This window comes from Sphingomonas sp. PAMC26645, from assembly GCF_004795835.1.
In the GTDB taxonomy this organism is placed as follows: Bacteria; Pseudomonadota; Alphaproteobacteria; order Sphingomonadales; family Sphingomonadaceae; genus Sphingomonas.
In genome coordinates this window covers 2,802,899-2,812,432 of the sequence record NZ_CP039249.1, presented here as the reverse complement: position 1 = coordinate 2,812,432, position 9,534 = coordinate 2,802,899, and the positions used below count along the sequence as shown (strand labels likewise).

At 67.4% G+C, this 9,534-nt stretch carries 9 protein-coding genes and 1 riboswitch; of the genes, 8 read left to right on the top strand and 1 reads right to left on the bottom strand.

The genetic code is table 11. From position 1 onward, the window contains the following. Nucleotides 1–45 precede the first annotated feature (45 nt). From E5673_RS13005 to E5673_RS12985, 5 genes are all read left to right on the top strand, one after another. Nucleotides 46–525: a DUF4126 domain-containing protein gene (locus E5673_RS13005; RefSeq protein ID WP_136190340.1), complete on the top strand. Its 480-nt coding sequence runs from the start codon at nucleotides 46–48 to the stop codon at nucleotides 523–525. Continuing rightward, entirely contained in the window at nucleotides 522–1,904 is a 1,383-nt protein-coding gene (locus E5673_RS13000) for an FAD-containing oxidoreductase (protein WP_210731872.1), read from the top strand. The genes E5673_RS13005 and E5673_RS13000 overlap by 4 nt, the downstream gene beginning before the upstream one ends. Further along, on the top strand, nucleotides 1,901–3,559 hold the full coding sequence (locus E5673_RS12995) for an FAD-dependent oxidoreductase (RefSeq protein ID WP_136190338.1): 1,659 nt from the start codon (nucleotides 1,901–1,903) through the stop codon (nucleotides 3,557–3,559). Before E5673_RS13000 ends, E5673_RS12995 begins: the two co-directional genes overlap by 4 nt. Beyond that, complete coding sequence (locus tag E5673_RS12990; protein ID WP_136190337.1) at nucleotides 3,556–3,861, top strand: UBP-type zinc finger domain-containing protein; 306 nt, start codon at nucleotides 3,556–3,558, stop codon at nucleotides 3,859–3,861. Before E5673_RS12995 ends, E5673_RS12990 begins: the two co-directional genes overlap by 4 nt. A 378-nt stretch (nucleotides 3,862–4,239) precedes the next feature. Beyond that, nucleotides 4,240–4,917: a peptidylprolyl isomerase gene (locus E5673_RS12985; RefSeq protein WP_247599381.1), complete on the top strand. Its 678-nt coding sequence runs from the start codon at nucleotides 4,240–4,242 to the stop codon at nucleotides 4,915–4,917. Between the two features lie 355 nt (nucleotides 4,918–5,272). On the opposite strand, the gene E5673_RS12980 is transcribed toward E5673_RS12985, so the two are convergent. Further along, the gene (locus tag E5673_RS12980) at nucleotides 5,273–6,889 is read right to left on the bottom strand and encodes an NAD(P)/FAD-dependent oxidoreductase (RefSeq protein ID WP_136190335.1); all 1,617 of its coding nucleotides are present in this window, start codon (nucleotides 6,887–6,889) and stop codon (nucleotides 5,273–5,275) included. A gap of 54 nt (nucleotides 6,890–6,943) precedes the next feature. Here E5673_RS12980 and cobO point away from each other — a divergent pair, with 54 nt between their 5' ends. The 3 genes from cobO (at nucleotide 6,944) to cobT (ending at nucleotide 9,524) form a co-directional block, all read left to right on the top strand. Continuing rightward, nucleotides 6,944–7,549: a cob(I)yrinic acid a,c-diamide adenosyltransferase gene (gene cobO, locus E5673_RS12975; protein WP_136190334.1), complete on the top strand. Its 606-nt coding sequence runs from the start codon at nucleotides 6,944–6,946 to the stop codon at nucleotides 7,547–7,549. Between the two features lie 191 nt (nucleotides 7,550–7,740). Beyond that, nucleotides 7,741–7,935, top strand: a riboswitch (cobalamin riboswitch). Between the two features lie 171 nt (nucleotides 7,936–8,106). Beyond that, nucleotides 8,107–8,514, top strand: coding sequence for a DUF1636 domain-containing protein (locus tag E5673_RS12970; RefSeq protein WP_136190333.1), 408 nt, complete (start codon nucleotides 8,107–8,109; stop codon nucleotides 8,512–8,514). After that, nucleotides 8,511–9,524 carry a nicotinate-nucleotide--dimethylbenzimidazole phosphoribosyltransferase gene (gene cobT, locus E5673_RS12965; RefSeq protein ID WP_136190332.1) on the top strand — a complete coding sequence of 338 codons (1,014 nt, stop codon included), beginning with the start codon at nucleotides 8,511–8,513 and terminating at the stop codon, nucleotides 9,522–9,524. The genes E5673_RS12970 and cobT overlap by 4 nt, the downstream gene beginning before the upstream one ends. Nucleotides 9,525–9,534: the final 10 nt, after the last annotated feature.

Sequence of the window (9,534 nt, the reverse complement as noted above, 5' to 3'; positions counted from 1 at the left end):
GGCAGTGCGTGGGACGATGTCGAACGCACCGGATCGGAGACCGCCATGCTCGTCCCCCAGCTCGTTCACGGACTGATCCTCGCCTTTGTCATCGGCATCGTCGCCGGTTTGCGCGCGATGCTGGCGCCGGCTGCGGTAGCCTGGGTTGCGAGCAAGGGTATGCTGCCGTTGCAGGGCACGTGGTTGGCGTTCCTCGGCTACCGGTTCACGCCGTGGATCTTCACGCTGCTCGCGGCCACCGAACTCGTCACCGATCAGTTGCCGTCGACGCCCAGCCGCAAAGTGCCGCCGCAGTTCGTCGCGCGGCTGCTCACGGGCGGGGTGTCGGGCGCTGCCGTGGGGTACGGCATCGGTGCGCCGTTGCCGGGGATCGTTCTCGGCATCGTCGGTGCGGTCTTCGGAATTTATGGCGGCGCGGCCTTGCGCGCGCGACTGGCGGCAACGTTCGGCAGCGATCGACCGGCTGCGCTGATCGAGGATGCCGTCGCGATCCTCCTGGCGGTGCTGGTGGTGCTGTCGATCTGATGCGGAATTTCGATGCGATCATCGTCGGTGCCGGGCAGGCCGGGCCACCGCTGGCAGGCCGCCTTACCGCCGGGGGCATGACAGTCGCGCTGATCGAGCGGAAGCTGGTCGGCGGGACCTGCGTCAATACCGGCTGCATGCCGACCAAGACGCTGGTGGCGAGCGCCTATGCCGCGCACCTCGCGAGGCGCGCGGCGGATTTCGGCATCGCGACCGGCGACGTCACGGTCGACATGCCCGCCGTCGCGGCCCGCGCGCACAAGGTCGTGATGGACGCGCGATCGGGGAACGAGCGCTGGCTCGAGGGTATGGCCGGGCTCACCTTCCTGCGCGGCCACGCCCGCTTCACCGGACCGCGGACGATCGCCGTCGACGGCGAGGAGATGACCGCGCCGCGCATCTTCCTCAACGTCGGTGGGCGGGCGAGCGTGCCGGACATGCCCGGTGTCGGCGACGTGCCGCATCTCGACAATACCGACATGGTCGCGCTGGAGCAGGTCCCCAAGCATCTCGTCGTCGTCGGCGGAAGCTATGTCGGGCTCGAGTTCGCGCAGATGTATCGCCGGTTCGGCGCCGCGGTGACGGTGGTCGAGCGTGGCGAACGCCTGATCGCGCACGAGGATGCCGACGTGTCGGACGCCGTGCGGGGCATATTGGAAGACGAGGGGATCACGGTGCGGACGGGCGCGAACTGCATCGCGTTCGCGCGCCATGCGGACGGTGTCGCGGTGTCGGTCGATTGCCAGGCGGGCGATCCGAAGGTGATCGGCAGCCACGTGCTGCTGGCGGTCGGCCGGCGCCCCAATACCGACGACCTCGGGCTCGATCTCGCCGGGATCGAGACCGATCCGAAGGGCTATGTCACCGTCGACGACATGCTGCAGACCAACGTGCCGGGCGTATGGGCGCTCGGCGATTGCAACGGGCGCGGCGCATTCACGCATACCGCGTACAACGATTTCGAGATCGCCGCGGCGAACCTGCTCGATCATGACGACCGGACGCTGAGCGAGCGGCTGGTTGGCTATGCGCTCTATACCGATCCGCCGCTTGGCCGGGTGGGGATGACGCAGGCGCAGGCGGAAAAGACGGGGCGGCCAATCCTGGTCTCGAAACGGCCGATGACGCGCGTCGGGCGCGCGGTCGAAAAAGGCGAAACGAAGGGATTTATGAAGATCGTGGCGGATGCGGATACACAACGAATTTTGGGGGCGGCGATCCTCGGCACCGGCGGCGACGAGGCGATCCACGGGATACTCGACATGATGAATGCCGATCAGCCGGTGTCCGCGCTGCGCTGGGCGGTACCGATCCATCCGACCGTGTCCGAGCTGATCCCGACGCTGTTGCTCGGGCTCGGACTGGTGCCGCGGGCATGAGCGATCTCGGCGCGCGCGACCACCAGATGTTCCCGGTACTCAACGCGGAACAGCTTCAGACGGCCAAGCGCTTTGCGAGCGGTCCGGCGCGCGTCTTTGCCGCGGGCGAGCAGGTCTATGCGATCGGCGAGCAAGGCGTCGCGGCATGGCTCGTGCTCGAAGGAACGATCGACGTCGTCCGTCGCGACGGGCTCAGCCACGAGGCGCCGATCACTACGCACGGCCCCGGGCAGTTGACGGGCGAGGTCAACCAGCTTGCCGGGCGCCCGACGATCGCTGGCGGCACGGCTGGCCCCCAAGGGTGTACCGCGCTGCCGTTCGATCCGGCGCATCTGCGCGCGCTGATGGTCGGCTCGGCGGACGTCGGCGAGATCGTGATGCGCGCGCTGATCCTGCGCCGCGTCGGCCTGATCGAGCAGGGCAGCGGGGGGACGGTGATCGTCGGCCTGCCGGACAGTCCCGATGTCGTCCGGCTGCAGGGGTTTCTCACGCGGTCGGGCTATCCGAACATCGTCCTTGATGCGGCATCCGACGACGAAGGGCGTGCACTGGTCGAGCGCACCGGCGTCGCGTCGAGCGATCTGCCGCTGGTGGTCTGCCCCAACGGTACGGTGCTGAAAAGGCCGTCGGATATCGAGGTCGCCGCGTGCCTCGGCATCACGCCGGAGCTCGATCCCGACATCGTGTACGACGTCGCGATCGTCGGCGCGGGGCCGGCGGGGCTAGCGGCGGCGGTGTATGCGGCGTCCGAGGGGTTGTCGGTGATCGTGCTCGACGAGCGTGCGATCGGCGGGCAGGCGGGGGCGTCGGCGCGGATCGAGAATTACCTGGGCTTCCCGACCGGCATTTCGGGGCAGGCCTTGGCCGGGCGCGCATTCAATCAGGCGCTTAAGTTCGGCGCGGAGATCGCGATCCCGCTGACCGTCGAACATCTCGATTGCGACGAGGATCGGCCCACGGGCGACCCGCTGGCGCTCGAGCTGCCGGGCGATCGACGCGTCCAGTCGCGGACCGTTATCGTTGCGTCGGGCGCGCGGTATCGGCGGCCGGACATTCCCGACCTTGCGGAGTTCGAGGGCGCCGGCGTATCCTACTGGGCGTCGCCGATCGAGGCGCGGTTGTGCGAGGGCGAGGAGGTCGCGTTGGTCGGCGGCGGCAACTCGGCCGGGCAGGCGGTGGTGTTCCTCGCACCCCGCGTGAAGCACCTTCACCTGATCGTGCGCCGCCCGTTGGCCGCGACGATGTCGAAATATTTGATCGACCGGATCGCCGCGCTGCCCAACGTGACGATCCGCGTCGGCACCGAGATCGTCGGGCTGGAGGGCGAGCGCGCCACCGGACTCACGGCAGCGATCTTCCGCCAACGCAGCGACGGCGTGGAGACTCGGGGCGCGATGCGGCACCTGTTCCTGTTCATCGGCGCGGACCCCAATGCGGGGTGGCTGAAGGGTTGCGTCGATACCGACGAAAAGGGATTCATCGTCACCGGTGCCGCCGAGCTGCCGTTGCAGACGAGCCGCGCGGGCGTCTTCGCGATCGGCGACGTCCGCGCCGGATCGACCAAGCGCGTCGCGGCGGCGGTCGGCGAAGGCGCGGCGGTGGTCGCGCAGATCCACACGGTTTTGGCAGACATGGCGGAAAGGCACGCGGAATGAGCTACGGTTGCACGCACATGGATACGATCCGCGAGGTAACGCCGAGCGCCAAGGGCTGCGAGGAGTGCCTCGGGATCGGCAGCGAATGGGTGCATCTGCGGCTGTGCCGGGAATGCGGTCATGTCGGCTGTTGCGACGACTCCCCGCACCGTCACGCGACCGCGCACTTCCACGCGACGCGACATCCGATCATCGAGGGCTATGACCCGCCGGAGGGCTGGGGCTGGTGTTTCATCGACGAGACGATGGTGGACCTGCCGGACCAGACGCCGCAGGTGGGGCCGATTCCGCGCTATGTTTGAGGGGACAGGGGGGGCGGTCGGTTTCGCCGTGCAATACTAATTATCCGGCGCACACGAGAGCTTTAGACGAACCATCAACCAGTACACCTCCCCGGCGGAGACCGGGGCCCAATTGGTATGGCCTGAGTGGTTTAGCACAAACCTACATCACCGACGTCTCCCAATTGGGCCCCGGCCTCCGCCGGGGAGGTGCCTAGGGAGTAGGCGTTCGCCACACTGATCTAAGGTGCAAGCTAGTTGGAGCCCCCGCACGGTCTAAAACTGGCGCCGCTGTCGTGCAGCGCTCCACCACATACCCCTCCACGCTTGCCTCGCCGCAAACGGACAGGTAGCCGGCCCCAACCGGTAAAGGCGTGAGTGATCGAAATGCGACGTTTGATGATCGGCTTCGTAGCCATTGCGGCCTTGGCGACGGCAGGAACGGCGCAGCCGGCAAGTCGGCAGGTTCAGCGCGCCAAACCGGGACCGAAGCCGGGCTTGGTACGCGTGCGCCTAGTCACGTCGGAGGGGCCGATCCTGCTGGCGCTCGACGCCCGCCATGCGCCGAAGACGACCGCGAATTTCCTCGCCTATGTCGATGACGGCCGGTTCGACGGCACCGACTTCTACCGCGCGAGCCGCCAGAAGTCTGTGCCGAAGCTCGGCTTCATCCAAGCGGGCATACGCACCGATGCACGGCGGATCCTGCCGCCGTTTCCGCTCGAAACCACGGCGATGACGGGTATCAAGCATCTTGACGCGACGATCTCGATGGCGCGGGGGATGACGCCAGCGTCGGCTGGCGGCAATTTCTTCATCACGGTCGGGCCGGCGCCGGCGATGGACGCGCGCGCGGGGTATCCGGGCTATGCCGCGTTCGGGCATGTCGTCGCGGGGATGGACGTGGTGAAGCGCATTCTCGGCAAGCCGACCGGCGGCGGGATGGACGCGTTCAAGGACCAGATGATCCTGAAGCGGGTCGCGCTGGTGAGTGCGCGACGGCTGGACGGGGTGGCCAAGCCGACGGGACTGCCGCGGGCGTGGTTGATCGAGACGGGGCCGCAGCGGCGGAGGTGAGGGGTGGGGGCGCGATCTGGACCTTGCTTAGCACATGGACTGCGCGACTCTTACTTTAGTCCGAGGAAGCGTTGGTCCCATTGCAGGCTTCTGTCGCAAACTCGGTCGCCGTCGACGTGCACCGCCCCGGCGAAGGCCGGAGTCCAATTGGAAAGGTCGGAGTAACGATGCTCGGCCTCAGTTAGCGGCGTCCCCCAATTGGGCCCCGGCCTTCGCCGGGGTGGTGTTTTGTCTTGGCAGGGTCATAAGTCAGTTGCCGCAACCTTTAGTTCTCCCGCGAAGGCGGGAGCCCAGGGTAACGAACGCAGGTATTTGTGGCTCCTGGACCCCCGCCTTCGCGGGGGAACGAAACGGCTTAGGCAGTGAGGCTCAACGCAACCGCTTCCGCGACCTTGATGCCGTCGACCGCGGCGGAAAGAATGCCCCCCGCATAGCCAGCACCTTCGCCCGCCGGGAACAGGCCGGCGGTATTGAGGCTGACGAAATCATCGCCGCGCGTGATCCTGACCGGCGATGACGTCCGCGTCTCGACCCCTGTGAGCACCGCATCGGGATGATCGTAACCCGGAATCTCACGCCCGAACGCCGGCAGAGCCTCCCGCAGCGCAGCGATGGCGAAGTCGGGCAGGCACTCCGACAGGTCGGTCATGTGCACCCCCGGCTTGTACGACGGGATCACCGAGCCCAGCGCAGTCGACGCTCGCCCCGCGAGCAGGTCGCCGATGCGTTGCGCGGGAGCCTTGTAGTTCGAGCCGCCGGCGACATATGCGCGCGATTCCCAGTGGCGTTGCAGCTCGATCCCGGCGAGCGGGTGGCCGGGATAGTCGCGTTCGGGGTCGATGCCGATCACGATCCCCGAGTTCGCGTTGCGTTCGTTGCGCGAATATTGGCTCATGCCGTTGGTCGCGACGCGGCCTTCCTCGGACGTCGCGGCGACGACGGTCCCGCCCGGGCACATGCAGAAGCTGTAGACGGTGCGCCCGTTCTTGCAGTGGTGCGACAGGCTGTACGCCGCCGCCCCGAGGTCGGGGTGGCCGGCGCAGGGCCCGAACCGGGCTTCGTCGATCCAGGATTGCGGATGCTCGATGCGGACGCCGATCGAGAACGGCTTGGCTTCGACATGAACGCCTTTGGCATGGAGCATTTCGAACGTGTCGCGCGCGCTGTGGCCGACCGCGAAGACGACATGGTTCGCCTCGAGATAGTCGCCGGTGCTGAGGTGGAGCCCGCGGAGTTGGCGGGTGCCGGCCTCCTCGACGATGTTGAGACCGTCGACGCGGGTGGAGAAGCGGTATTCGCCGCCCAGCGCCTCGATCGTCGCGCGCATGCTCTCGACCATCGTGACGAGGCGGAACGTGCCGATGTGCGGGTGCGCTTCGGTGAGGATCTCGGGCGGCGCGCCGGCTTTCACGAATTCGGTCAGGACTTTGCGGCCGAGATGGCGCGGGTCTTTGATCTGGCTCCAGAGCTTGCCGTCGGAGAAGGTGCCGGCGCCGCCCTCGCCGAACTGGACGTTGGATTCGGGGTTGAGCACGCTCTTGCGCCACAGACCCCAGGTGTCCTTGGTACGCTCGCGGACGACTTTCCCGCGGTCGAGGATGATCGGGCGGAATCCCATTTGCGCGAGGATCAGGCCAGCGAACAACCCGCACGGCCCTGCGCCGACCACCACAGGGCGGGGGCCGGTGTAGCTCGCGCCGCCCTTGGTGACGAAGCGGTAGCCTGTGTCGGGGGTGCGCTGGACGTGGCGATCCTTGCGGAAGCGGGTTAGGACGGTGTCCTCGTTCTTCAGCGTGACGTCGACCGAATAGACGAGCTGGATGTCCATCTTGTCACGCGCATCGTGCGCGCGACGCGCCACGGTGTAACGGATCAGGTCGCGTGGGGTGACGCGCAGGCGGTCGCGGATCGCGGCGGGGAGCGCTTCGTCGGCGTGGTTGAGCGGCAGCTTGAGGTCGGTAATGCGGAGCATGTCGGTCGCTCTAGCGCCGCGCGGCGCGATCCGCCATCGGGTGCGCGAGAGGACATGACCATGCGGACCGACGAAGAACAGAATGCCAAGAGCGCCAAGCGCAAGGAGGTCCACGACCGGATCGTCGCGAGCAAGACGATCGAGAAGGGGCTGGTCATCGTCCACACCGGCAAGGGCAAGGGCAAGTCGACTGCCGCGTTCGGCATGGCGGTGCGGATGATCGGTCATGGGCGCAAGGTCGGCGTGGTGCAGTTCGTCAAGGGCGCGATGGCGACCGGCGAGAAGGCGGTCTTCGATGCGTTCCCCGCGCTGTGCGAGTTCAAGCCGATGGGGGAGGGGTTCACCTGGGACACCCAGGATCGCGCGCGCGACATCGCGGTGGCGCGCGAGGCGTGGGACGAGGTGAAGCGGATGATCGCCGATCCGTCCTATGCGATGGTCGTGGCGGACGAACTGAACATCGTGTTGCGGTATGAGTATCTGCCGGTCGACGAGGTTCTGGCGGTGTTGGCGGCGAAGCCCGAGATGACGCATGTCGTGGTGACCGGGCGGAACGCGCCGGATGCACTGATCGAGATGGCGGATCTGGTGTCCGAGATGACGCAGGTGAAGCATCCGTTCCGGTCGGGGGTCAAGGCGCAGGCGGGCGTGGAGTTTTAGGCGGCTTCGTATTCTACGGCCCGTTATGACCACCGTCCGTCATCCTGACAAAAGTCAGGACCCAGAGCCACGGAGGCCACCGCCCGTTACCCTGGGTCCTGACTTTCGTCAGGATGACGGGAGGGCGTGGGGACGGCTCGCGGACTTCTAACGGACGTAGCCGTGTCTTGCGTCGTCTCCACCTCCCGCCTATCGCTGCCCCCGCGACAGGTTCCCCCGATGCTCGCGCGGAGGGGGATGAAAATGGGAACGGGAAACACCCGGCTGCCCCTGCAACTGTACGCGGCGAGCCATCGTGCCTCATGCCATTGGGATGTTCCCGAGAAGGCGGCGCGGACGGCGTTGACCCGCGAGCCAGGAGACCTGCCCGTCGCGGTCGTCTTTCGTCCGGCCAGGGTGCGCCGAACGGACGGGTAACACCCCGAGCGACGACATCGCTTCGCGTCGCGCGGAGGCTGGAGGCGTGCGCCTTTCGCCCTTCGCGCGGTGCGGGATCGACTGTCCGAAGGGGTTCCTATGCCAAGTTCACGTCATTCCAATATCGTCCGGGCACGGACATGCTGAAGCCGGTCGAAGACGGCGTTGCCGTGGTCGCGTGCAACACGTGCCGCCATTCCACCGATGCGCGTGACGACGAGCAGGGTCAGCGCGGCGGCGCACGGCTCGTTAGCGCGCTGAAGGCGATGCAGGCGAGCGATCCCGCTTATGCCGACGTGGCGGTGCAGGAGATGCCGTGCCTGTTCGCCTGCCAGGATTTCTGCACGATCCACCTCCGCGCGCCCGCCAAGGTCGGCTATGTGCTCGGCCGTTTCGAGCCGACCGAAGACGCTGCCCGTGCGATCTTGGATTACGCACGGCTCTACGGCGAGAGTGCGTTCGGACAGGTGCCGTTCAAGCAATGGCCGCAGGGCGTGAAGGGCCACTTCATCACCCGCACGCCGCCCGCCGGGTTCGTCGTGGAATGACCTTTTTTCCGACGGCCGGGGCATTTCTAACATCCTTGAGCGCGTTGCCGCAGCCGGACGAAGCTGCTCGATTGGCGGCAGTGGCGCGGCAGGGCGAACTGACCAAGCCGCCGGGCTCGCTCGGGCGGTTGGAAGAGATTGCCGTCTTCATGGCCGGCTGGCAGGGCCATGAACGCCCGCGGCTCGATCGCGGCCGGGTGGTGATCTTCGCGGGTAATCACGGCATCGTCGATCGCGGCGTCAGTGCGTTTCCGGCCTCCGTCACCGCGCAGATGGTGGCCAATTTCCAACATGGCGGTGCGGCGATCAATGCGCTGTCGCGCGCGGCGGGGCTCGATCTCAAAGTCGTTCCGCTCGACCTCGACCGGCCGACCATCGATTTCACCGTCGCCCCGGCGATGTCGGAGGAGGAATGCCTCGATGCGATCAACGCGGGCGCCGCAGTCGTTGCGGACGCGCCCGACCTGATCGTGCTCGGCGAGATGGGGATCGGCAACTCGACCTCCGCCGCCGCGCTGTGCCTCGCCAGCTTCGATGGCTCGGCACGCGACTGGGTCGGGCCCGGTACGGGAGTCGACGACGACGGCATGGCCCGCAAGATCGCGACCGTGGAGGCCGGGCTGGCGCTGCACCGGGACGCACTGACCACCCCGTTCGAGACGCTACGCAGGCTTGGCGGTCGTGAACTTGCGGCGATCGCTGGCGCGGTCCTCGCGGCGCGTCTGGCCGGCGTACCCGTCATGCTCGACGGCTTCATATGCTGTGCCGCGGTCGCGCCGATCGCCGCTGCGTGCCCGGATATCCTCGCACATTGTCTTGCCGGCCACGTGTCGGCCGAGCCGGGTCATGCGCGCCTGTTGCGGGCATTGGGCCTCGATCCGCTGCTATCGCTAGGCATGCGGCTCGGCGAGGGAAGCGGCGCGGCGACTGCGACGTTGCTCGTTCGTGCGGCGCTGGCGGCGCATGACGAGATGGCGACCTTTGCCGAGGCGGGGGTCTCAGTCGCGTGACCGGTTCGCA